This window comes from Prosthecodimorpha staleyi, assembly GCF_018729455.1.
Taxonomy (GTDB): Bacteria; Pseudomonadota; Alphaproteobacteria; order Rhizobiales; family Ancalomicrobiaceae; genus Prosthecodimorpha; species Prosthecodimorpha staleyi.
Genome location: NZ_JAHHZF010000006.1, coordinates 180,778 through 202,964, shown reverse-complemented (window position 1 = coordinate 202,964; position 22,187 = coordinate 180,778). Strand labels below are relative to the sequence as shown.

Here is a 22,187-nt window from a genome sequence, read left to right as displayed (position 1 = left end):
AGACTTGGCGATCGAAATTCGGGAGGACGTTCAAGTGAGCAAGACCAACAATCCGTTCGAAGGCTGGCCGACGCCGGACTGGAGCAAGGACGTCAATGCCTGGTGGAGCCGCCTGATGGCGACTTCGGGTCCCACGGCGAATACCGAAATGCTCGACCGCATCCGCACCATCTCGAAGGAGAGCGTCGCCTTCCTGGAAGAGCGCGTGAAGAAGGACATGGAGATCGCCCGCGCGATCACCCAGGCCAAGAGCCCGGCCGATCTCGCCCAATTGCAGATGGAATACATCCAGGGCCTGATGACCGACTACAACCGTCAAGCCATGAAGATGGCCGAGGAGGCCGGCAAGAACATGACCAGCCTTTTCGGCAAGTGGCCGGGCGCCGGACGCTGAACCATTCCGCCCGGGCCGGAGCCTACTCCGCGACCGGGCGATAGGGAGCCTACTCCGCGACCGGGCGATAGGGCGCCAGCGACAGCATGAAGGCGGCATTGTCGAAGACCAGACGGTCGATGCCGCGATGGCGCAGGTAGACGGCCGGCAGGTCGGGGGCGGGGCGCCGGATCTTGTCGCGCGGCGCCATCACCAGCGCCTCGCCGGTGACCACCTCGACGCCGTCCTGGTTGACGCCTCGGCAGGCGAGCCGGAGGTGTCGGTGCGCGTCGGTCTTCTCGACCACGGTGACGCTGACCGTCACCGAGTCGCCGAGCACGACCGGGGCGGTGAACGACAGCGACTGGCCGAGATAGATAGTCCCCGGCCCGGGCAGATGCGTGCCGAGCAGCGCCGAGATCAGCGCGCCGCTCCACATGCCATGCGCGATGACATGGTGGAACCGGCTCTCCGCCGCATAGTCGGCGTCGACATGGGCTGGGTTCACATCCCCCGAGACGAGCGCGAAGAGTTGGATGTCCTCGACGGTGAGCAGGCGGGTCAGGCTCGCCTGGTCGCCGACGGCGATCTCGTCATAGGTCCGGTTCTCGATCACGCTTTCACCCCACCACATTGTAGCCGGCATCGACATGGATCACCTCGCCGGTGATCGCCCGGGCCGGCCGGCTGGCCAGGAAGGCGGCGAGCGCGCCGACCTCGTCGATGGTCACCAGCCGGCGCTCCGGCGCGACAGCGGCCGCGTGCTCCATCAAGTCGCCGAAATGGTCGATGCCGCTGGCCGCCCGGGTCGCCAGGGGGCCGGGGGAGAGCGCGTTGACGGAGATGCCGAGCGGGCCCAGTTCGACCGCCGCATAGCGCACGGCCGCCTCCAGCGCGGCCTTGACCGGGCCCATGATGCCGTAGTGCGCGACGGCCTTCTCGGCCCCGTAGTAGCTGATCGTCATGGCCGCGCCGCCGTCCGGCATCAGGGGCGCGGCGGCGCCGAGCAGGCGCAGGAAGGAATGGCAGGAAACGTCCATGGCCCGGGCGAAGCCGTCGCGGGTCGATTGCGTCACCGGCCCGTGCAGGTCGTCGCGCGGCGCGAAGGCGACCGAATGCACGATCACGTCGAGCCCGCCCCAGGTCTTGGCGATCTCGGCGAGCAGGGCTTCGGGCTGGTCGGCGGCTTCCACGTCGAGCGGCAGCAGGAGTTCGGCGCCGAGTTCGCGGGCGACCGGTTCGACGAAGGGTTTGGCCTTGTCGTTCGGATAGGTCACCGCCAGCCGGGCTCCGGCCTGGGCGAGCGCGCGGGCGCAGCCGGTGGCGATCGACTTGTCGTTGGCGATACCGATCACGAGGGCACGCAGATTGACGAGGTCGGGCATGGGGCTCCGTCTGGGCTGGAACGTGCCGAGGAGGAACCGACCGTCCTCGGCAATGACGGTCGGCATCGCGCCTTCGAATGCCTCAAGTCTATGATATTATGAAGACATCCGAATGGTGGTCAGCGCCCGGAGACGGCGGCCCGTGCGGTCGCCGGCGCGCCATCACTCGCCATGCACGTAGCTGCCGGGGGCGGCGGCCAGCGCCCGGCCCATCGGCGGCGGCGGCACCGGCTCGCCCGAGCGGGCCGCCAGCCAGGCGAACCAGGCCGGCCACCAGGAGCCTTCGGCCGTCGGCGTCTCCTCCAGCCAACGGTCCGGCTCGGCATAGATGTCGTCGCGGCCCTTGGTGGCCATCCGATAGTGCCGCCGGCCGCCGCGCCCGACATGGCCGGGCTCGGACACGATGCCGGCATTGTGGCCGCCGCTGGTCAGCAGGAAGGTGACCTCGGTGTCGGTCAGGAGGTTGATCTTGTAGACCGAGCGCCAGGGCGCGACGTGGTCGGTCTCGGTGCCGACCGCGAAGATCGGCACCTTGATGTCTTCGAGCGCCACCGCCCGGCCGTCGACCCGGTGCCGGCCCTCGGCCAGGTCGTTGTGCAGGAACAGCCCCTTCAGGTATTCGGTATGCATGCGGAACGGCATGCGGGTGGCGTCGGCATTCCAGGCCATCAGGTCGTTGAGGGCCGGCCGCTCGCCGAGCATGTATTCCCGCACCATGCGCGACCAGACCAGGTCGTTGGAGCGCAGCATCTGGAACGCGCCGGCCATCTGCTTGGTGTCGAGGAAGCCGCGCTCCCACATCATGTCTTCCAGGAAGGCGAGCTGGCTCTCGTCGATGAACAGTGTCAGCTCGCCGGCCTCGTGGAAGTCGGTCTGCGCCGCCAGGAAGGTGTGGCTGGCGAAGCGGCCGCGGCCGTTGGCCGGTTCGGCCGCCGCAGCGGCGGCGAGCAGGGTGCCGCCGATGCAGTAGCCGGTCGCATGCACGCGCCGGCCGGGCATCACAGCCTCGATGGCGTCGAGCGCCGCCTCGATGCCGAGCCTGCGGTAGTCCTCGAAGCCGAGGTCGCGATCCTCCTCGGTCGGGTTCTTCCAGGAGATCATGAACACGGTGAAGCCGGCGTCGACCAGATGCCGGACCATCGAGTTCTCCGGCGACAGGTCGAGGATGTAGTATTTCATGATCCAGGCCGGCACGATCAGGATCGGCTCCGGCCGGACCGTCGCGGTGCTGGGTTCGTACTGAATCAACTCGATCAGCCGGTTGCGGTAGATGACCTTGCCGGGCGTGACCGCCACGGTGCGGCCCGGCGTGAAGGCCTCGGTGCCCGATGGCGGCTGCCCGCCGATCGCGCGCGCGACATCGTCGGCGAAGTTCTCCATCCCGCGCCGGAGATTGGCGCCACCTTCCTCGATCGTGTGGCGGATCACGTCCGGATTGGACGCCGGGAAATTCGACGGCGCCATCATGTCGAGCAGCTGGCGGGCGGCGAATTCGGCGACCCGTTCGTGATGGGCGGACACGCCGCGCACGCCGGTGGTCGCCTCCTTCCACCATTGTTCGGTCAGCAGAAAGGCCTGGGCGGCGATGCTGTAGGGCGGTGCCTTCCAGTCCGCGGAGGCGAAGCGGCGGTCCTGCGGGGCGGGCTCGACGCAGGTCTGCTGGCCCCTTTGGCCCAGCGCGCAGCCGAGGGCGAAGCGGCCGAACTCGGCCTGCTTGCGCCAGGCGGATTCGACCAGGCTCATGGTCTTGCCCGGCGAGGATGCCAGATGCAGGCTCCAGTCGAGGGCGGCCAGCGTCAGGGCGGCGGGCGACAGGCCGGCGGTCAGCCGCGCTGCGGCCGCGTGCGAAGCCCGGTCGACCACATCGGCGACGGTGCGGGCGGCAAAACTGTCGACCCGCGGGATCGGGAGATGCAGGGCCAGACCGGCGGCCGGACCGATCGTCGGGGCGGCTTCGATGGCCTTGGCCGCCGGCGCAACGGCTTCGGCCGGAACCGGCGGCGCCGCGCCTTCCGCCGGCGGCATGTCCGGCTGCGCGACGTCCACCGGATCGGGCTGCACCTCGATTGCCGTATCGGAACCCTTCGCCCGGGTGGCCCGTGTCATCCGCTCAGCCATGACGCACTCCGCTATTGCATTGCAGCATAATAGGGGAGCGCCATGGCAGAACCATGATATCGATCAAATTTCCTTCGACGCGGCCTCATACTTGTCGAGGAAGGCCTCGATCGGCAGGGCGCGGAAGTCGGGCAGGGCGCGCCGCAGCGCAGCATGGGGCCAGTGCCACCATTGCAAGGCCAGGAGCCGCTCCGCCACGGCCTCGTCGAAGCGCCGCCGGATGACGCGGGCCGGGTTGCCGCCGACGATCGTGTAGGGCTCGACATCGCGGGTGACGACCGCGCCGGCCGCGACGACCGCCCCGGACCCGACGGTGCGGCCGGCGAGGATGATCGCGCCGCGCCCGATCCAGACATCGTGGCCGATGGTCACCCGGTCGGCGCGGCGCCGGTCGAACAGTTCGGGCTCGTCCTCGGCATCCTCGAAATACTGCCAGCTGCGATAGGTGAAATGCGACTGGCTGGCCCGCTCCATGGGATGGTTGCCGGGATTGATGCCGACCAGCGCGCCGACCGAGACGAACTTGCCGATCTCGGCATAGACGATCTCGCAGTCGTTGGTCGCGTAGGAATAGTCGCCGAACCGGCTCTCGATCACGGTCGTGCGGGCACCGAGCTTGCAGAACTTGCCGAAGGTCGATTGGCGGGTGATCGCGGTCTCGTGGACCAGCGGCTTCGGCCCGAGCCGCTTCTTGCGGACATGGGCGGGAAGGTTCTTGTCTTCGAGCGCGGCCATCGGCGTTCCGATCGAGGGGAGGGCGTCCGCCTTCCATAGACCTGTGGGCGGGCTCCATAAAGACGGACGCCCCGCGGCCTGAACCGCGGGGCGTCGGCATACGCGAGCGGGCGGGAAGCCGTCAGGCGGCCCGCACCGTGTCCAGGAAGTGCCGGACCTGCTGCTGCAGCCGTTCGGCCTGTTTCGACAGTTCGGTCGAGGCGCTGAGCACTTGGTTGGCCCCGGCGCCGGTCTCCTCCGCGGCGCGCGCCACGCCGACGATATTGGCCGAAACTTCGCCGGTCCCGGTCGAGGCCTGGCTGACGGACTTGACGATCTCCCGGGTCGCCTGACCCTGCTGGTCCACGGCCTGTGCGATCGCTTCCGCCGCCTCGCTGATGGTGCGGATGGTGCCGGAGATGTTGCCGATCGCCGCCACCGCGCGTTCGGTGGTTGCCTGGACCTGGGTGATCTGGCTGCCGATTTCGGCCGTTGCCTTGGCGGTCTGCTCGGCGAGATTCTTGACCTCGGCGGCGACCACCGCGAAGCCGCGCCCGGCCTCGCCGGCGCGCGCCGCCTCGATGGTGGCATTGAGGGCCAGGAGGTTGGTCTGCCCGGCGATGTCCGAGATCATGCCGACGATGCCGCTGATGCGGGTGGCGGCCTGGCTCAGTTCGGTGACGATGGCGGCCGTCGATTCCGCCTCCGTCACGGCGTTGCGCGACAGGTGGTTGGAGCGGTCGACCTGCCGGCCGATCTCGGTGACCGAACTGCCCAGTTCCTCCGAAGCGCTGGCGACGTTGGCGACATTGGCGCTGGCCTCCTCGGCCGCGGACGTGACGGCGACCGACTGAGCCGACGTTTCCTGGGCGGAGGCGGTCAGTTGCTGGGCCGTCGACTGCATCTCGGTCGCCGCGGAGGCGACGATCTGGACGATCCCGCCGACCGCCGTGTCGAAGTCGTTGGCGAGCTTGAGCATGGCCGCCCGACGCTGGTCTTCCGCTGCGCGACGCTGCGCATCCGCGGCCGCTTCCAGTTCGCGCGTGCGCAGCATGTTGTCCTTGAACACCTGAACGGCTTCCGCCATCCGGCCGATCTCGTCGGCGCGGCCGCGATCCGGCACGCTCTGACCCAGATCGCCGCCGGCGAGCTTCGCCATGGCGTCGGTCATGCGGACCAGCGGCCGGACGACCCGGACGAGCGTAAGCGCGACGGCCCCGATCGCGATGAGCAGCGCCACCGCGAGCGCCACCATCGTGGCGCGCTCGCCGACCTGCGCCGCAGCGTGAGCCTCGCTCCCCGCTTCGGCTGCGCCCTTGTGGTTGAGGCCGATGATCTCGTCGACGGCGTGCATGGCCTTGTCGAAGATCACGCGGCCTTCGTCGCGCAGGATCGGCACCGCGTCGTCGTTGCGGCCCGAATCGACCAGCGGCCGGACCCGCTCGTCGAAGTGGACAGTCATGTCCTTCAGCGATGATTGGAACCGGGCGTAGACGGCACGCTCTTCGTTCGAAGAGATCAGCGGCTCATAGGCCTTCTGCGCCTTGGTGACCTCCTGAATAACGTCGTCGATCCGCTTCGCCGAGGCTTGGCGCTCGGCCGGCGATTTGGACGTCACATACCGATAATAGGCGATCCGGACATTGGCCAGGCTGCTGTCGATCGCCGCGGCTGCCTCGACGGAGGGCAGCCAGTTGGTGTTGATCTCGTCGATCGCCACCGTCTCGCTGTTGATCGTCTTGAGTGCGATCACGCCGAGGCCGATCGTGCAGACGGTGATGAGGCCGAACAGGCCGGACAGCATCACCTTGATCGTCATTCTCATTTGTTTTCTCTCTCGGTGCCGTAAGTCCGTATTTTTACGTCAGGGACCTTCTCTTAAGTGTCGGCTGTGGCGTCTAAGATTCCGTAAATTTCCAAGTATAACGGAATCTATGCGAAAATGCAGAGTCACTATTGCTTCGGAAACGTTGTGGAAGTGCCTCGTCGGTGACTGCAGGATGGCAGGGGTGGCGCGGCTTATCTTCATCGCGCTCCTGTTGTGCCGCCGATCCGGATCCGGCCGATCGCTGACGACGGCGCGTCGGAGCCTTGACTTGAAGCCGCCATCGCCTCTATATGCGCCCCCATCGGGCGGTTAGCTCAGCGGGAGAGCATTCGCTTCACACGCGAAGGGTCACAGGTTCAATCCCTGTACCGCCCACCATCCAGCACGGACGAGAACCTTCCAAACGATGCGCGGCGGCGGTTTCGTTGTCGCGGAAGGATTGGCATCGAGGCGCCGGCTTCGGAGTGGACGGCGATATCCGTCGGCCCGCGGAAAGTCGTTCGGCCGGTGCCGATATGGTTGCACGCGGCTGCGCGGCGCCCCATGATCGCCGGCCTATGACCGTTGCGGGAGGTTGCCATGCGATTGATGCCCTTGCTCGCCCTCTCATGCGCTCTCGCGGCCACCGGCCTCGGCCCGCTCGGCGCAGCCCCGGCGACGACGGAAAGCGTCTATCACCGCGGCAATTCCGGCGAGCCGGAGACGCTCGATCCGCACAAGACCTCGACGGTGCCCGAATCGAACGTGCTGCGCGATCTGTTCGAGGGATTGGTTGCCCATGACGCGCGCGGCGAGCCGGTGCCGGGCGTGGCGCAATCCTGGACGATCAGCCCGGACGGCAAGGTCTATACCTTCAAGCTGCGCGCCGATGCGAAATGGAGCAACGGCGATGCGGTCACGGCGGAGGATTTCGCCTTCTCGTTCCGGCGCCTGCAGGATCCCGCCACGGCCGGCAAATATGCGGCCGTGCTCTATCCGGTGAAGAATGCCGAGAAGGTCAACAAGGGCCAGCTGCCGCCGGCCGAACTCGGCGTGCGGGCGGTCGATCCGCTGACCTTCGAGGTGACGCTTGAGGCGCCGACGCCCTATTTCATCCAGCTCCTGACCCATTCCACCGGCCTGCCGGTGCATCCCGCCTCGGTGCAGAAATTCGGCAAGGACTGGGTCAAGGCCGAGAACATCGTCTCCAACGGACCCTACCGGCTGAAGGAATTCGTGCCCTCGTCACATATCCGCCTGGAGCGCAACCCGGCCTTCCACGCCGCCGCGACCGTCAAGATCGACGCCGTCCAATTCTACCCGACCGAGGACCGCTCGGCGGCGCTGCGCCGCTTCCAGGCCGGCGAGCTGCAGTCGAACGACGACGTGCCCGCCGACCAGATCGGCTTCATCCGCAAGACCTTGGGCAAGCAGCTTCATCTGGCGCCCTATCTCGGCACCTACTATTTCTCCTTCAACACCAAGAAGGCCGCGCTCGCCGACGTGCGCGTCCGCCAGGCCCTGTCGATGGTCGTCGACCGCGAGTTCCTGGCCGAAGACATCTGGGGCGGCACGATGGTGCCGGGCTATTCCTTCGTGCCGCCGGGCATCGCCAACTATGCCGGCGGGCCGGCCTATGCGACCTGGAAGGACCAGACGCCGATCGAGCGCGAGGAGGCGGCGATCAAGCTGATGAAGGCGGCCGGCTACGGCCCCGGCGGCAAGCCGCTGAAGCTCGAAATCCGCTACAACACCTCCGAGAACCACAAGAAGACCTCGATCGCGCTGGCCGACATGTGGAAGCCGCTCGGCGTCGAGGTGTCGCTGGTCAATACCGACCTGAAGACCCACTACGCGCTGCTGCGCGATCGCGGCGACTACGACGTGGCGCGCGCCGGCTGGATCGCCGACTATCCGGACCCGCAGAACTTCCTGTTCCTTGTCCAGAGCGACAATGTCGGCCTGAACTATGCCCGCTACGAGAATCCCGAATACGACGCCCTGATGAAGGCCGCCGCCGCCGAAGTCGATCTCGACAAGCGCGCCGCCATCCTGAAGCAGGCCGAGACCATCTTCATGCGCGACCTGCCCTTCGTGCCGTTGCTCTACTACGCGTCGAAGAATCTCGTCTCCGACCGGCTGGTCGGCTGGGAAGACAACCTGCGCGACGCGCATCCGACCCGCTATCTGTCGCTGAAGTGACCGCCTTGGCGCGCGCCTTGGGGCGGGTCGTCCACCGGACGACCCGGGTCGGATCCCGGGCCTGGGCGTGGCGGAGTCCGGCCGCGTCGGTGGTCTGCCTTGGGGGCGGGGCGGGGGACGCGCACACGGCTGGGCTTCCGGGCGAAGCGGGTCTGGCGCGATGCTGAGCTACGCCCTGCGCCGGCTGCTCGGTGCCATCCCGACCGTGTTCCTGGTCGTCACCATCTCGTTCTTCCTGATCCGGGTTGCGCCCGGCGGTCCGTTCGACCTGGAACGGCCGCTCGACCCGAAGACGCTCGAGAACCTGAACCGGGTGTTCGGGCTCGACCGACCGCTTCCCGAACAGTATTGGCGCTATCTGACCGGGCTGCTGCGTGGCGATTTTGGCCCGAGCTTCACCTGGCGCGACTTCACCGTCGCCGAGCTTTTCGCCGGCGCCCTGCCGGTCTCGATGGGGCTCGGCGGCGCGGCCCTCCTGATCGCCATCCTGGTCGGCACCGGCCTCGGCATCGCCGCCGCGATGCGCCAGAACCGGGCCGCCGACCACGCCGCCATGGCGGTGGCGACGGCCGGCCTGACCATCCCCAATTTCGTCGTCGCGCCGCTTCTGCAGATCACCTTCGGCCTCGTTCTCGGCCTCCTGCCGGTCGGCGGCTGGAACGGTGGCGCCTGGCGAAACGGCGTGCTGCCGGTGATCGTGTTGGCGCTGCCGCAGATCGCCGTGGTGGCGCGGCTGACGCGGGCGAGCCTGATCGAGCAGTTGCGTTCGCCGTCGATCCGCACCCTGCGCGCCGCCGGCCTGCCGGAACGCCGGGTGCTCGCCCATGCGCTGCGCGCCGCGTCCCTGCCGGTGGTCTCCTATCTCGGCCCGGCGGCGGCGGCCCTGCTGACCGGCTCGGTCGTGGTCGAGACCATCTTCGGCATCCCGGGCGTCGGACGCTTCTTCGTCGAGGGTGCGCTCAACCGCGACTATACGCTGGTCATGGGCACGGTCGTCCTGATCGCGATCTTCGTCATCGCCGTCAACCTGCTGGTCGACCTCCTCTATGCCGTGATCGATCCGCGGGTGCGCTACTGATGGCCGCGCCGACGCCAGCACAGACGCCCGCACCGGCGCCGCCCCCCGCACCGGCCGCCTCCGCAGCCGGCTCGCCGGCCGCCGACGCGCTGGCGCGCTTCGTCCGCCACCGCAGCGCGATGGCCGGCCTGGTCGTGCTGGTCGCGCTCGCGCTCGCCGCCGTGCTCGGCCCGATCCTGCTGCCGAACGGCTACGACCGGGTCTTTCCGGATTTCGTCCGCGCCGCGCCGAACCTCTCCGCGCAACCCGGCCCCGACCGGGTCGACGAGATCGCCCGCCGCGTCGCGTCGCGCGCCCGCGCCACGATCGCCGCCACCGGCCTGACCGGCGACAGCCTGCGCCTGATCCTGACCGCGAGCCGGCCGATCGATCCGCGCATCGCCGCCGCCTTCGACCGCTCGGATGCCTTCGAGGGCACCCGCATCGTCGAGACGACCGACGAGGGCCGTCGCATGGTCGTGGAGACGAATGTCGAGCGGCATCTGTTCCTGTTCGGCACCGACGGCAACGGCCGCGACCTTCTCGCCCGCACCCTGGTGGCGGCGCGGGTCTCGCTGGTGGTCGGCCTGCTCGCGAGCCTGGTCGCGCTGATGATCGGGGTGGCCTGGGGGGCGACGGCTGGTTATCTCGGCGGCCGGATCGATGCCCTGATGATGCGCATCGTCGACATCCTCTATGCGCTGCCCTTCATCTTCTTCGTGATCATGCTGGTGGTCTTCTTCGGGCGCCATTTCGTGCTGGTCTTCGTCGCCATCGGGGCGATCGAATGGCTCGATATGGCGCGCATCGTGCGCGGACAGACGCTGTCGCTGAAGCGTCAGGAATTCGTCCAGGCCGCGGAAGCGCTCGGCGTCTCCACCGCCGGCATCGTGCTACGCCACATCGTGCCGAACACGCTCGGCACCGTCGTCGTCTATCTGACGCTGCTAGTGCCCAAGGTGATCCTGATCGAAAGCTTCCTGTCCTTCCTGGGCCTCGGCGTGCAGGAGCCGCTGACCAGCCTCGGCATGCTGGTCTCCGAGGGCGCCAAGGCCATCCAGGACACCACCTGGCTGCTGATCGCGCCGTCCGCTGTGCTGGTCGCGCTGCTCGCCGCGCTCAATTTCGTCGGCGACGGCCTGCGCGACGCTCTCGATCCGCGGGACCGCTAGATGGCCGCGCCGTTGCTCTCGATCCGCAATCTCGCCGTCGCCTTCGCGACGCCGCGCGGCGACGTGGCCGCCGTCGACGGCTTCTCGCTCGATCTCGATCGCGGCGAGACGGTCGCGGTGGTCGGCGAGAGCGGCTCGGGCAAGAGCCAGGCGATGCTGGCCGTGCTCGGCCTGCTCGCCGCCAACGGCCGGGCGAGCGGCAGCGTACGGCTCGACGGCACCGAGATCCTGAACCGCCCGCCCGGCGAGCTGACCCGCATCCGCGGCCGGCGCATCGGCATGGTGTTCCAGGAGCCGATGACGGCGCTCGATCCGCTGACCCGGGTCGGCGATCTCCTGGCCGAGGTGCTGCGCCACCATCACGGGCTCGACCGGGCGGCCGCCAGGGCCCGGGCGCTCGATCTGCTGCGCCTCGTCCGCCTGCGCGATCCGGAGCGCCGGCTCGGGTCCTATCCGCACGAATTGTCGGGCGGGCAGCGCCAGCGGGTGGTGATCGCCTTGGCGCTCGCCGGCGAACCCGACGTGCTTGTCGCCGACGAGCCGACCACCGCCCTGGACGTGACCATCCAGGCCGAGATCCTCGATCTCCTCGCCGACCTGCAGGCCCGGCTCGGCATGGCGATGGTTTTCATCACCCACGACCTTGCCCTGGTGAAGCGCCGCGCCGCGCGGGTCATGGTCATGGAGAGGGGCCGGGTGGTGGAGGCCGGGCCGACCGCCACCGTGTTCGCCGCGCCGGAGCATCCCTATACCCGTGCGCTGCTCGCCGCCGAGCCGCGCGGCCGCAAGGCGCCGGTACCGGACGGCGCGCCCGTGGTGCTCGACGCCCACGAGGTCTCGGTCGACTTCCGCATCGGCGGCGGCCTGTTCCAGCCCGCCCTGGTGTTCCGGGCGGTCGACCGGGTCTCGCTCGCGATCCGGCGCGGCGAGACGATCGGCCTCGTCGGCGAGAGCGGCTCGGGCAAGTCGACGCTCGGCCGGGCCGTGCTCAATCTGCTGCCCGGGTCCGGCATGGTTCGTTTCGAGGACCGCCGCCTGGACGGGCTCGACCGGGCGGCGATGCGGCCTCTGCGCCGGTCGCTGCAGATGGTGTTCCAGGACCCGTTCGGTTCGCTCAGCCCGCGGATGACGATCGGCGAGATCGTCGCCGAGGGGCTGCGCGTCCACGCGCCGGAACTCGCCGCGCGCGACCGCGACGCCCGCGCGGCGGCGGCGCTGGAGGAGGTGCGCATCGACCCGGCGACCCGCTACCGTTTCCCGCACGAATTCTCCGGCGGCCAGCGCCAGCGCATCGCCATCGCCCGCGCGCTGATCCTGAAGCCCCGCCTCGTCGTGCTCGACGAGCCGACGTCAGCGCTCGACCGGTCGGTCCAGGCGGCGATCGTCGACATCCTGCGCGACCTGCAGGCCGCCCACGCGCTCGCCTATCTGTTCATCAGCCACGATCTGCGCGTGGTGCGCGCGCTTTCCGACGAGATCCTGGTGATGAAGGACGGCGCCGTGGTCGAGCGCGGTCCGACCGACCGCATCTTCGCCGCGCCGAGCCACCCCTATACCGAACGGCTGATCGCCGCGGCGATGCTGGACGGCTGACGCCGCCGGCGGCGCGTCCTGGCCTCGGCGCGTTGGCGTGTCCGGTCCCTTCGCCGCATGGCGTTCCTGCCGCGGGCCGGCCAGACTGGCCAACGGAGGACAGCGCCGATGACCGGACCGACCGATGCAGCGACGGGCGAGGATTCGGACGCCCGAGTGTTGCCCCCCGAGACCTCGCCGCCCGCGGCTCTGCCGCCAGCGGCGCAGCCGCCAGCGACCCTCGACCTGAAGGCGCTCTATGCCGAGACTGAGATCGGGGCGCTGCTGGCCGAACTCGACCGCGACCTGATCGGGCTGGAACCGGTTAAACGGCGCATCCGCGAGATCGCCGCCTTCCTGCTGGTCGTCCGTGCGCGCCGGACGCTGGGCGTGCCGTCGCAGCCGCCGACCCTGCATATGAGCTTCACCGGCAATCCGGGCACCGGCAAGACCACGGTCGCCCGGCGCATGGCCGGCATCCTGCACCGGCTCGGCTATGTCCGCCGCGGTCATCTCGTCGCCGTCACGCGCGACGATCTGGTCGGCCAGTATATCGGCCACACCGCGCCGAAGACGCGCGAAGTCCTGAAGCGCGCGCTCGGCGGCGTCCTGTTCATCGACGAGGCCTACTATCTCTACCGCCCCGAGAACGAGAAGGACTACGGTCAGGAGGCGATCGAGATCCTGCTCCAGGTGATGGAGAACCAGCGCGACGATCTGGTCGTCATCCTGGCCGGCTACAAGGATCGCATGGAGACCTTCTTCGCCGCCAATCCGGGCTTCCGCTCGCGCGTCGCCCACCATATCGACTTCCCCGACTATTCCGATCCGGAACTGTTCGAGATCGCTGTCCGGATCGCCGACGCCGAGGGCTACCGCTTCAGCGACGCCGCCGAGGCCGCGCTGATCGACTATGTTGCCCGCCGCAAGACCCAGCCGAACTTTGCCAATGCCCGCTCGATCCGCAACGCGATCGATCGCGCCCGCCTGCGTCAGGCCATGCGCCTCTTCGACGGATCCGGTCTCGTCGACCGTGACCAGTTGATAACCATCGAGGCTTCGGACATACGAGCGAGCCGGGTCTTCTCGATGTAGGCGGGTGCGGTGCCCACCTGAGGGAAGACATCTGCGGGAAGACGGGCGGGACCGATCATGCCGGATGGCTGCATCCGGCGGCGGACGGCATCCCGGGATCGACAGGGGCGGGGAAATCGCGATGACGCATCAGAGCCTGGCGGCGGTGCTCGAAGCCTGGGCGGCCGAAGACGGGACGCGCCGCGCCGTGGCCGCCACGGTGGCGGCGATCGCCGATGCGGCGCGCGACATCGCCGCGCTGGTCGCCGACGGCCCGCTCGCCGGCCGGCTCGGCGCGGCGGTCACCGAGAATGTTCAGGGCGAGGTCCAGAAGGAACTCGATCGCCTCGCCGACGAGCGCATCCTCGCCGCGGCCAGCTCCGTCCCGGTGGCGGCCTTCGCGTCGGAGGAGCTGGATCATCCGGTGGTGCTCGATCCGTTGGCGCCGCTGCTCCTCGCCGTCGATCCGCTCGACGGCTCGTCCAACATCGACACCAACGTCTCGATCGGCACCATCTTCTCGATCCTGCCGGCGCCGGCCGATTTCCCGGCGCTCGCCCCGGAGCCGGGGGCCGAAATCGAGCACGGGCCGTTTCTGCAGAAGGGCCGGGCGCAGCTCGCCGCCGGCTATGTGATCTACGGGCCGCAGACCGCGCTGGTGCTGACGCTCGGCGACGGCACAAGGCTCTACACGCTCGACCGCCGCGCCGGCATCTTCAAGCTGACCGGCGAGCGGCTGGCCATCCCGGCCGAGACGCGCGAATTCGCCATCAACGCCTCCAATTCGCGCCACTGGGACGATCCGATCCGCAGCTATGTCGAGGACCTGCTGGCCGGCGACGAAGGCATCCGCGGCCAGGATTTCAACATGCGCTGGATCGCGTCGCTGGTCGCCGAATGCCACCGCATCCTGGTGCGCGGCGGCGTGTTCCTCTATCCGGCGGACCGCCGCAAGGGCTATCACGAGGGCCGGCTGCGCCTGATGTACGAGGCCAATCCGATCGCGCTCGTCGTCGAGCAGGCCGGCGGCGGCGCCACCACCGGTACCGAGGCGATCCTGGATCTGGAGCCGGGGCGGCTGCACCAGCGGGTGCCGTTCATCTTCGGATCGCGCCACGAGATCGAGCGGATCGAGCAACACCACGCCTTCCCGGGTGCGACCAGCGACCACGCGCCGCTGTTCGGCAAGCGCGGCCTGTTCCGCGAATGACCGGACCTGGTCTATAAACCGCAGGCGCGGCCCGAGCGGCCGTTCCCGCCGGTTCCGAGTCTCGAGCGCCCATGTCGGTCAAGCATCCGATCATCTCCGTGACCGGCTCCTCCGGGGCCGGCACGACCTCGGTCAAGATGACCTTCGAGCAGATCTTCCGGCGCGAGAACGTCAACGCGGTCTATGTCGAGGGCGACGCCTTCCACCGCTACGATCGCGCCGAGATGAAGCGGGTGATGGCCGAGGAGGCCGCGCGCGGGAACAATAATTTCAGTCACTTCGGACCGGACGCCAATCTTCTCGAGGAGCTTGAGGGCGTGTTCCGGTCCTATGCGGAGAACGGGCAGGGGCGGACCCGGCTCTACATGCACGATCGCGAGATGGCCGAGCGATACGGCTATCCGGAGGGCACCTTCAGCCCCTGGGAGGCGTTCCCGGCGGATTCCGACCTGCTCTTCTACGAGGGCCTGCACGGCGCCTCGATCATCGGCGACATCGACATCCCGCGCTGGGCCGATCTCAGGGTCGGGGTGGTGCCGGTGCTCAATCTGGAATGGATCCAGAAGATCCACCGCGACCGGCAGACCCGCGGCTATTCGACTGAGGCGGTGATGGACACGATCCTCCGGCGCATGCCGGACTATGTCCACTACATCTGCCCGCAATTCACCGAGACCGACATCAACTTCCAGCGCGTGCCCACCGTCGACACCTCCAACCCCTTCGTGGCGCGGTGGATTCCGACGCCGGACGAATCCATGGTGGTGATCCGCTTCAAGAGCCCGCGCGGCATCGACTTCGCCTATCTGACCTCCATGCTGAAGGACAGCTTCATGTCCCGGGCCAACTCGATCGTCATCCCGGGATCGAAGCTCGACCTCGCCATGCAGCTCATTCTCACGCCGATGATCATGCAACTGATGGACCGGAAGCGCCGGGCGCTGTAGAAGCACGCCGCCCGGTCCGCAACGGCCGGCCGCCCGCGCGGGCCTGCGCGGTCGATCTCTGCTGCCGGCCGGCGGGCCTCCCGTCGGCCGCGTGCCTTCGAGGAGCCTGCCCATGACCGTCCCCGCCCGCGACCTGACCTGGCCCGTGACCGCCGCGATCCGCGCGCTCGCCATGGACGCCGTCGAGGCGGCCAAGTCCGGCCATCCGGGCGCCCCGATGGGCATGGCCGAGATTTCGGCCGCGCTCTGGCGCACGCATCTGAAGCACAATCCCGGCAATCCCACCTGGGCCGATCGCGACCGCTTCGTGATGTCGAACGGCCACGGCTCGATGCTGGTCTATGCGCTCCTGCACCTGACCGGCTACGACCTGCCGGTCGCCGAGCTGAAGCGCTTCCGCCAGCTGCATTCGCGCACCCCCGGCCATCCCGAATATGGCTACACGCCCGGCGTCGAGACCACGACCGGCCCGCTCGGCCAGGGCCTCGCCAACGCGGTCGGCATGGCCATCGCGGAGAAGACGCTCGCCGCCCAGTTCAACCGGCCGGGCCACACCATCGTCGACCACCGCACCTGGGTCTTCGTCGGCGACGGCTGCCTGATGGAAGGCATCAGCCACGAGGTCTGCTCGCTCGCGGGCCGGCTCGGCCTCGGCAAGCTGACCGCGCTCTATGACGACAACGGCATCTCGATCGACGGTAAGATCGAGGACTGGTTCGCCGACGACACCCCGGCGCGCTTCGAGGCCTATGGCTGGCACGTCATCCGCAACGTCGACGGCCATGATGTCGACGCGGTCGAGGCCGCCATCGCGGCCGCCAAGGCGGTCGCCGACAAGCCGACCCTGATCTGCTGCAAGACCGTGATCGGCCGCGGCGCGCCGTCGAAGCAGGGCCATCAGGACGCCCATGGCGCCCCGCTCGGCGCTGACGAGATCGCCAAGGTGCGCGAGGCAATGGCTTGGCCGCATGCTCCCTTCGAAGTGCCGGCGGAGGTCTATGCCGCCTGGGACGGCCGCCAGAAGGGCGCCGCCGCCGAGGACGGCTGGAACGCGCAGTTCGCGGCCTATCAGGCCGCCCATCCGGAGCTGGCGGCCGAGTTCCTGCGCCGCATGGCCGGCGACCTGCCGGCCGATTTCGCCGGCTTCGCCGAGGCCGCGCTCGCCGAGATCCAGGCCAAGGCCGAGACGGTGGCGACCCGCAAGGCGAGCCAGAACGCGCTCAACCTCCTGGCGCCGAAGCTGCCCGAATTCCTCGGCGGCTCGGCCGACCTGACCCATTCCAACCTGACCAACTTCAAGGGCACGCTGCCGATCACCAAGGATCCGGCCGGCAACACCGTGCTCTATGGCGTGCGCGAATTCGGTATGACCGCGATCGCCAACGGCATCGCGCTGCATGGCGGCTTCCTGCCCTTCGTGGCGACCTTCCTGGTCTTCTCCGACTATGCCCGCAACGCGGTGCGCATGTCGGCGCTGATGAAGCAGCGCGTGGTCCATGTCTACACGCATGATTCCATCGGCCTCGGCGAGGACGGCCCGACCCACCAGCCGATCGAACACGCCGAATCGCTGCGGATCATCCCGAACCTCGCCGTCTGGCGGCCGGCCGACACGGCCGAGACCTTCGTCGCCTGGGTCGCCGCCGTGTCGCGCGCCGACGGGCCGTCGGCGCTGCTCCTGTCCCGCCAGGGCCTGCCGGCCCAGCCGCGCGACGCCGCCCAGCTCGCTGCCATCGCGCGCGGCGGCTACGTGCTGAAGGAGGCCGCCGGCGCCAAGGTGACGCTGGTCGGCACCGGTTCGGAACTGAAGATCGCGGTCGCGGCCGCCGACCTGCTCGCCGCCGAGGGCGTGCCGGCCCGGGTCGTCTCGATGCCGTCGACCAGCGTCTTCGACGCCCAGGACAAGGCCTGGCAGGAGGCCGTGCTGCCGGCCTCGATCCCGGTCGTGGTCGTGGAAGCGGGCACCACCCGCAGCTGGTGGAAATATGCCGGCCGCACCGGCGCCGTCATCGGCATCGACCGCTTCGGCGAATCGGCCCCCGAGAAGGCGCTCTACGAGCATTTCGGCCTGACGGCCGAAAAGGTCGCCGCCGCCGCCAAGGCCGTCGCCGGCTGACCGCCGGCCTTTAGCTTTCTAAATTGGTCATATACATAGAACAGTATGATCTGTTCTATGCAGGAATCGTTCCACACGATCTGAAGAAGGAAGATCGTGTGGAGAGGTAAAGTATATTGAGAGAGTGTGCTATGTTAATTTAAAAATCATATGAATGTTTGCCATCAAGCAGTTAGAAGCCGAACTCGAATTGATGCCGAGCCCCAATTTTTGCATCTATTAGTTCACGTAGCTGTGCACTTCGGAACATGTCGTAATATGAAAAGGATTTATGGCGCTCTAGTATGCTGAAAATTATTTCAGCTGCTTCTGCGAGCTTTTCTTCGAGTTCCGAATCATCTGGGAAAACCTTCAGCTCTTTCTCAGAAAGAATTGAAATTGTATATGCTAGATGCCAGAAGCCGTAAGAAACGATATTCGTGTATACCTTCGAGTCTACCCGAGCTTTTAATCCTGTCTCAGAATGAAGTTGTATAAATGCCATAATTTTAGTTAGGGCTAAAATGTAGTCCGCCGTAAGGCTTTGATTGAATACATTAGTGTATCTTGAGCCGAATATTTCTTCACTTTCACGTTTTGCTTTTTCTGGTTCCCTAATTTTATATGAAAGTATCATTTGCCCAAGCTTTAATGCATCTATTCGTTGATTTGTTGGCTTATCAATATGTTGATTTTTCTTTCTCTCATAAAAGAAGCCTGAGCCATCATAAAATTTCTCTATTGTCTTCTGTATATCATCATTAGAGTGCAAATCCCTCATGCTAATTCTTGCTTGACTATTTGTTGCAATAGCAACGCGTTGAGAAATATCTCTACGAGAAGTCTCGTACACCTTAAGAAGCAATAAGGTCTCTGAAACCTGTAGAGCATCAATTTCTCGGGCTTTAAGTAGAGAGTGACACGTTTGGGCGCCATTTACGATCTGAAAATTTTTTATAGTAAGCATTGGATCTCTTAGCTCTTTCTGATAACTAAAAGCCTCGCATACGACTGTAACTCCATTATTACAGTACCAAAATAGATGATTCTCGGGACTTAAACAAGAAGCCATAATTGCTCTATTGTACCCACCGTCATCGCCAAGGTAGACGCGGATGTTGTCATCAAATAAGTAGCGTTTTACACTTTTTGTGGAGAGATCGCTTATCGCGTCAAGGAATGAATTTATTTCCACGCAAGCTACCAGCCCTCTTATATCTCCATCGGAGCGATCAAATATTTGTTTGTCTATCACTTTTACAATAGCAGTCTCTTGTGCTTTGGTGCTTTCTTGAACCAGAAATTTAACCACGCTGTTACCATCAATTTGCTCAAAGCTCGTAAAGTCGCGGAGCTTGCAAAACTGCACGAGATGATCGAGCCCGGTGTCGGCAAGCGCTTGCCCGTTGGTGCACAGGACAATTCGGAAAAAGCACTGTTTACCCGACTTAAATATTGACGTTATATCATCGATTTTTCGACGAACTTGTTGATTGCAATTACTCTTTTGTTCCTCGCTTTGATCCAGTAGCTCTGTAATAAAAAGGAATATCTTTGAGAGTTCGGTTTCTTCAAAATTCTTAGAACATGATTTTAATGTGGTTCTATATTTAAAATTTATTATATCAATTTGTGCGCAGTCTTCTAGATCGCGAATATATATTGCATCGACTCCGCGATCTTGAGGGCCATCCGTCAAAATTGCAGTATTGTCATCTGTTTTTCTTGGGTATATCTTATCTAGCATCAAATTCTTAAAAGCATCATTATCGCTTTCAATTTTGAATATTTCTTTATATTTCGCAATGTGTGTCTGTATTAATGAATAATGCATTGCGGAAATCGGGTGTGGCATGGGCATATCCTCTCTACTCTTGAGAGCATAAGCCACTTGAACGCCCGGTCAATATCGATATGTCAATAGAAGAGAAGTGACATAGATTATTTATATTGTAATAATATCCACTGCAATGAAATTAGAAATTCAGTATTGGTATTCGAATTTCAAGGAATTCGATTTTCTTCAAGTTATAAGATAGTAAGAATGAACGGACATGAGGGGATAATATTTCCATTGAGAAGCATATAGTATGCTATGAAAAGAGGCAATTACTTATAGAATTTGAATTCAGTTTTCGAATAATTGTTTATGGCATTGAAATTGTCGCTCGGCATAGCAATCGTCGTGTGACGAGGAGATCACAATCATGACCACTGACGTGAAGACCCGGATCGTATCGGACCCCGGCATCCTCAGCGGCATGCCGGTCGTCGAGGGCACTCGAGTGCCTGCTGAGAATGTGCTGATCGAGGTCCGGCGTCGCCTGCCGCGGGCGGAGATCTTCAATACCTACCCGTCGCTACCACTCGACGGCATCGAGGCCTGCCTCGCGTGGGAGCGCGCAGGCAAGCCGCTGTGATCGACCGGATCCTGTTCGAAGATGATTTTATGTCGGCTCCCGGCCTGATCGTGATCCTGCCGGCAAACCTCGAACGCAATCGACAGATCACCTATTTCGAGGCGGTTCTCGATGCCATTGAACCGCTCGACGACCTCGTCAACAAGGTCGTCCATTTCGCGTCGGATTTCACGGTCGAGATCACCGAATGGCCGCAAGCCACGCGGTAGTGTCTCCTGTCAGAACCGCCCGCCCATCGCACGCCGTTCCGGTTGGGGCTGGGCGCGGTGGCGCAGGGCGCGGAACTGGGATTCGCTGCGGTCGAAGCGGACGACCGGTTCGGCGCGCGGGCGGTTGATGATGAAGGACAGGCGCACCGTCTCCCAGCCGCGGCTCGGGTCGAAGGCGCTGATCCGGATAAAGTGCTTCGGATGCGCCTCCCGGCAGGCACGGATTTCGGCCAGCACCGCCTTGGCGTCGCGCACGTCGAACATCGGCACGCCCCAGGTTTCCCAGGTCGTGTCGCGATTCTGGACCTCCGCGGCGAATTCGATCGCCACGGTCCAGTCGTTCGCGATGCAATAGTCGATCTGCCGGCAGATCTGCTCTTCCGTCAGATCGGGCAGAAACGCGAAGGCGCCGAGGGTCATGTGCATGTCCGGTCTCCCTGATCCGGATGGGACCCGACTCCTCCGCTCGGGTCCGATCCGGACGCCAGCACCCTGCGCGCATCGGTCGCTTCAGTAAATTTGCATTATTTTACGAGCGCATTAAATTTCCTTGTGCGAACGGCGAGCCGGCGGGCCCGGCGGCCGGGGAGAGGATCATGCGCTATGTCACGCTGAAGCAATTGCGATCGCTGGAGGCGGTGGTGCGTTCGGGCTCCTTTGCCGGAGCGGCCGACCTGCTCCATGTCACGCCGCCGGCCGTGACCGTGCAGATGCGCCAGCTCGAGGAGGCGGCCGGCCTGCCGCTGGTCGAGCGCCTCGCCGACGGCATCCGGCTGACCTCGGCCGGCCGCGAGGTGCTGGCGACGGTGGAGCGGATCGAGCTGGCGCTGACCGACTGCATCCAGGCGCTCGATGAGATGCGCAATGCCGGACGCGGCGAGGTCGCCGTCGGGGTCATCTCTACGGCCAAGTATTTCGCGCCGCGCGCGCTCGCCGAATTCCGCCGCCGCTATCCCGGGCTGACGCTGAAGCTGTTCATCGGCAATCGCAGCGAGATCATCGAGCAGCTTCGCGCCGGCCGGGTCGATGTCGCGATCATGGGGCGGCCGCCCGAGGATCTGGCGGTCAGCCAATGGCCGATCGGCGCGCATCCGCATGTCATCATCGCCGCGCCGGATCACCCGCTGGCGCAAGCGCGCGACCTGTCGCCGGCTGATCTCGCGGGCGAATCGTTCCTTCTGCGCGAGCCGGGTTCGGGCACGCGCGGGCTGATGGAGCGCCTCTTCGCCGCCAACGGCGTGCAGCCGAATATCGGTTTCGAGATCGGCTCCAATGAGACGATCAAGCAGGCCGTCATGGCCGGCCTCGGCATTGCCTTCATTTCCGCCCATACGATCGCGGCGGAACTGAAGGACGGCCGGCTGGTGACGCTCGACGTGGCCGGCCTGCCGATTCTGAGGGAATGGTACGTGGTCCACCTGCGCGACCGCAGGCTGCTCCCGGCACCGCGCGCATTGGCCGATTTCCTGGCGGAAGAAGGCGCACACTACCTGCCGCACCCGCCCGGGCTCGCGGCCTAGTGGTTCGATCGAGACGGACGGTTCCCATCCGTCTCGATCGAACCACTAACTCTTTGATGACGTGGTCAATTCAATCCGACATTTGCGGGACGCAAATGTCAGATTTTGACCACTAGCAACGTCCGGAGCGATAATGCCCTAACGACATCTTCCCGAAATCGGACGTCCCTAGTGGTTCTATCGAGACGGATGGTTCTCTTTCGTCACGGGAATCCGATGCACGGATTGTTTGATCACGAAGACGGAAATTCCGCACAGGTCGGCGGGGCGTCGGAACGCCGCTCTCCCAATCGGTCGCACGGTCCGAAAGGT

The 22,187-nt window shown here is 65.5% G+C and carries 19 protein-coding genes and 1 tRNA gene; 13 read left to right on the top strand and 7 right to left on the bottom strand.

The window, feature by feature from the left end; genetic code table 11:
* Positions 1–34 precede the first annotated feature (34 nt).
* Positions 35–394 carry a phasin family protein gene (locus tag KL771_RS13660; protein WP_261969105.1) on the top strand — a complete coding sequence of 120 codons (360 nt, stop codon included), beginning with the start codon at positions 35–37 and terminating at the stop codon, positions 392–394.
* Between the two features lie 49 nt (positions 395–443).
* Here KL771_RS13660 and KL771_RS13655 read toward each other — a convergent pair whose 3' ends face one another.
* From KL771_RS13655 to KL771_RS13635, 5 genes are all read right to left on the bottom strand, one after another.
* Positions 444–1,019 (bottom strand): MaoC/PaaZ C-terminal domain-containing protein, encoded by a 576-nt coding sequence (locus KL771_RS13655; RefSeq protein ID WP_315901496.1) that lies wholly within the window; start codon positions 1,017–1,019, stop codon positions 444–446.
* Positions 994–1,758 (bottom strand): enoyl-ACP reductase FabI, encoded by a 765-nt coding sequence (gene fabI, locus KL771_RS13650; RefSeq protein ID WP_261969104.1) that lies wholly within the window; start codon positions 1,756–1,758, stop codon positions 994–996. Before fabI ends, KL771_RS13655 begins: the two co-directional genes overlap by 26 nt.
* A 162-nt stretch (positions 1,759–1,920) precedes the next feature.
* Positions 1,921–3,876, bottom strand: a complete 1,956-nt coding sequence (locus tag KL771_RS13645; RefSeq protein ID WP_261969103.1) for a PHA/PHB synthase family protein — start codon at positions 3,874–3,876, stop codon at positions 1,921–1,923.
* A gap of 63 nt (positions 3,877–3,939) precedes the next feature.
* Positions 3,940–4,611 carry a chloramphenicol acetyltransferase gene (locus tag KL771_RS13640; RefSeq protein ID WP_261969102.1) on the bottom strand — a complete coding sequence of 224 codons (672 nt, stop codon included), beginning with the start codon at positions 4,609–4,611 and terminating at the stop codon, positions 3,940–3,942.
* Between the two features lie 121 nt (positions 4,612–4,732).
* Positions 4,733–6,415 carry a methyl-accepting chemotaxis protein gene (locus KL771_RS13635; RefSeq protein ID WP_261969101.1) on the bottom strand — a complete coding sequence of 561 codons (1,683 nt, stop codon included), beginning with the start codon at positions 6,413–6,415 and terminating at the stop codon, positions 4,733–4,735.
* A gap of 306 nt (positions 6,416–6,721) precedes the next feature.
* Between KL771_RS13635 and KL771_RS13630 the strand changes: the two genes are divergently transcribed.
* The 9 genes from KL771_RS13630 to tkt all read left to right on the top strand — a co-directional run bounded on the left by KL771_RS13630 (position 6,722) and on the right by tkt (position 17,747).
* A tRNA-Val gene (locus KL771_RS13630) sits at positions 6,722–6,796 on the top strand.
* A gap of 201 nt (positions 6,797–6,997) precedes the next feature.
* Entirely contained in the window at positions 6,998–8,599 is a 1,602-nt protein-coding gene (locus KL771_RS13625; RefSeq protein WP_261969100.1) for a peptide ABC transporter substrate-binding protein, read from the top strand.
* Positions 8,600–8,759: 160 nt separating this feature from the next.
* Positions 8,760–9,677: an ABC transporter permease gene (locus tag KL771_RS13620; protein ID WP_261969099.1), complete on the top strand. Its 918-nt coding sequence runs from the start codon at positions 8,760–8,762 to the stop codon at positions 9,675–9,677.
* Positions 9,677–10,828: an ABC transporter permease subunit gene (locus KL771_RS13615; protein ID WP_261969098.1), complete on the top strand. Its 1,152-nt coding sequence runs from the start codon at positions 9,677–9,679 to the stop codon at positions 10,826–10,828. The genes KL771_RS13620 and KL771_RS13615 overlap by 1 nt, the downstream gene beginning before the upstream one ends.
* On the top strand, positions 10,829–12,421 hold the full coding sequence (locus tag KL771_RS13610) for an ABC transporter ATP-binding protein (RefSeq protein ID WP_261969097.1): 1,593 nt from the start codon (positions 10,829–10,831) through the stop codon (positions 12,419–12,421). It abuts the gene before it with no gap.
* 108 nt (positions 12,422–12,529) lie between these two features.
* Positions 12,530–13,495 (top strand): CbbX protein, encoded by a 966-nt coding sequence (gene cbbX / locus KL771_RS13605; RefSeq protein ID WP_261969096.1) that lies wholly within the window; start codon positions 12,530–12,532, stop codon positions 13,493–13,495.
* A 121-nt stretch (positions 13,496–13,616) separates the two neighbouring features.
* Positions 13,617–14,684, top strand: a complete 1,068-nt coding sequence (locus KL771_RS13600) for a class 1 fructose-bisphosphatase (protein ID WP_261969095.1) — start codon at positions 13,617–13,619, stop codon at positions 14,682–14,684.
* Positions 14,685–14,755: 71 nt separating this feature from the next.
* Positions 14,756–15,631, top strand: coding sequence for a phosphoribulokinase (locus KL771_RS13595; protein ID WP_261969094.1), 876 nt, complete (start codon positions 14,756–14,758; stop codon positions 15,629–15,631).
* A 112-nt stretch (positions 15,632–15,743) separates the two neighbouring features.
* Positions 15,744–17,747, top strand: coding sequence for a transketolase (gene tkt / locus KL771_RS13590; RefSeq protein WP_261969093.1), 2,004 nt, complete (start codon positions 15,744–15,746; stop codon positions 17,745–17,747).
* A gap of 172 nt (positions 17,748–17,919) precedes the next feature.
* Here tkt and KL771_RS13585 read toward each other — a convergent pair whose 3' ends face one another.
* On the bottom strand, positions 17,920–19,617 hold the full coding sequence (locus tag KL771_RS13585; RefSeq protein ID WP_261969092.1) for an AIPR family protein: 1,698 nt from the start codon (positions 19,615–19,617) through the stop codon (positions 17,920–17,922).
* Between the two features lie 316 nt (positions 19,618–19,933).
* Between KL771_RS13585 and KL771_RS13580 the strand changes: the two genes are divergently transcribed.
* Together KL771_RS13580 and KL771_RS13575 are read left to right on the top strand one after the other, a co-directional pair.
* On the top strand, positions 19,934–20,146 hold the full coding sequence (locus KL771_RS13580; protein ID WP_261969091.1) for a DUF433 domain-containing protein: 213 nt from the start codon (positions 19,934–19,936) through the stop codon (positions 20,144–20,146).
* Positions 20,147–20,175: 29 nt separating this feature from the next.
* Complete coding sequence (locus tag KL771_RS13575) at positions 20,176–20,355, top strand: hypothetical protein (RefSeq protein ID WP_261969090.1); 180 nt, start codon at positions 20,176–20,178, stop codon at positions 20,353–20,355.
* A gap of 9 nt (positions 20,356–20,364) precedes the next feature.
* On the opposite strand, the gene KL771_RS13570 is transcribed toward KL771_RS13575, so the two are convergent.
* Entirely contained in the window at positions 20,365–20,781 is a 417-nt protein-coding gene (locus KL771_RS13570) for a ribulose bisphosphate carboxylase small subunit (RefSeq protein WP_261969089.1), read from the bottom strand.
* A gap of 170 nt (positions 20,782–20,951) precedes the next feature.
* Here KL771_RS13570 and KL771_RS13565 point away from each other — a divergent pair, with 170 nt between their 5' ends.
* Positions 20,952–21,875 (top strand): LysR family transcriptional regulator, encoded by a 924-nt coding sequence (locus KL771_RS13565; RefSeq protein ID WP_261969088.1) that lies wholly within the window; start codon positions 20,952–20,954, stop codon positions 21,873–21,875.
* Positions 21,876–22,187: the final 312 nt, after the last annotated feature.

What these genes read in the sequence shown, in the direction of transcription:
- KL771_RS13635 (WP_261969101.1), bottom strand. Translation starts at nt 6,415, where the DNA reads ATGAGAATGACGATCAAGGTGATGCTGTCCGGCCTGTTCGGCCTCATC.
- KL771_RS13575 (WP_261969090.1), top strand. Translation starts at nt 20,176, where the DNA reads ATGTCGGCTCCCGGCCTGATCGTGATCCTGCCGGCAAACCTCGAACGC.
- KL771_RS13600 (WP_261969095.1), top strand. Translation starts at nt 13,617, where the DNA reads ATGACGCATCAGAGCCTGGCGGCGGTGCTCGAAGCCTGGGCGGCCGAA.
- cbbX (WP_261969096.1), top strand. Translation starts at nt 12,530, where the DNA reads ATGACCGGACCGACCGATGCAGCGACGGGCGAGGATTCGGACGCCCGA.
- KL771_RS13625 (WP_261969100.1), top strand. Translation starts at nt 6,998, where the DNA reads ATGCGATTGATGCCCTTGCTCGCCCTCTCATGCGCTCTCGCGGCCACC.
- KL771_RS13570 (WP_261969089.1), bottom strand. Translation starts at nt 20,781, where the DNA reads ATGCACATGACCCTCGGCGCCTTCGCGTTTCTGCCCGATCTGACGGAA.
- KL771_RS13645 (WP_261969103.1), bottom strand. Translation starts at nt 3,876, where the DNA reads ATGGCTGAGCGGATGACACGGGCCACCCGGGCGAAGGGTTCCGATACG.
- KL771_RS13655 (WP_315901496.1), bottom strand. Translation starts at nt 1,019, where the DNA reads ATGCCGGCTACAATGTGGTGGGGTGAAAGCGTGATCGAGAACCGGACC.
- KL771_RS13565 (WP_261969088.1), top strand. Translation starts at nt 20,952, where the DNA reads ATGCGCTATGTCACGCTGAAGCAATTGCGATCGCTGGAGGCGGTGGTG.
- KL771_RS13640 (WP_261969102.1), bottom strand. Translation starts at nt 4,611, where the DNA reads ATGGCCGCGCTCGAAGACAAGAACCTTCCCGCCCATGTCCGCAAGAAG.
- KL771_RS13580 (WP_261969091.1), top strand. Translation starts at nt 19,934, where the DNA reads ATGACCACTGACGTGAAGACCCGGATCGTATCGGACCCCGGCATCCTC.
- KL771_RS13620 (WP_261969099.1), top strand. Translation starts at nt 8,760, where the DNA reads ATGCTGAGCTACGCCCTGCGCCGGCTGCTCGGTGCCATCCCGACCGTG.
- tkt (WP_261969093.1), top strand. Translation starts at nt 15,744, where the DNA reads ATGACCGTCCCCGCCCGCGACCTGACCTGGCCCGTGACCGCCGCGATC.
- KL771_RS13610 (WP_261969097.1), top strand. Translation starts at nt 10,829, where the DNA reads ATGGCCGCGCCGTTGCTCTCGATCCGCAATCTCGCCGTCGCCTTCGCG.
- KL771_RS13595 (WP_261969094.1), top strand. Translation starts at nt 14,756, where the DNA reads ATGTCGGTCAAGCATCCGATCATCTCCGTGACCGGCTCCTCCGGGGCC.
- KL771_RS13615 (WP_261969098.1), top strand. Translation starts at nt 9,677, where the DNA reads ATGGCCGCGCCGACGCCAGCACAGACGCCCGCACCGGCGCCGCCCCCC.
- fabI (WP_261969104.1), bottom strand. Translation starts at nt 1,758, where the DNA reads ATGCCCGACCTCGTCAATCTGCGTGCCCTCGTGATCGGTATCGCCAAC.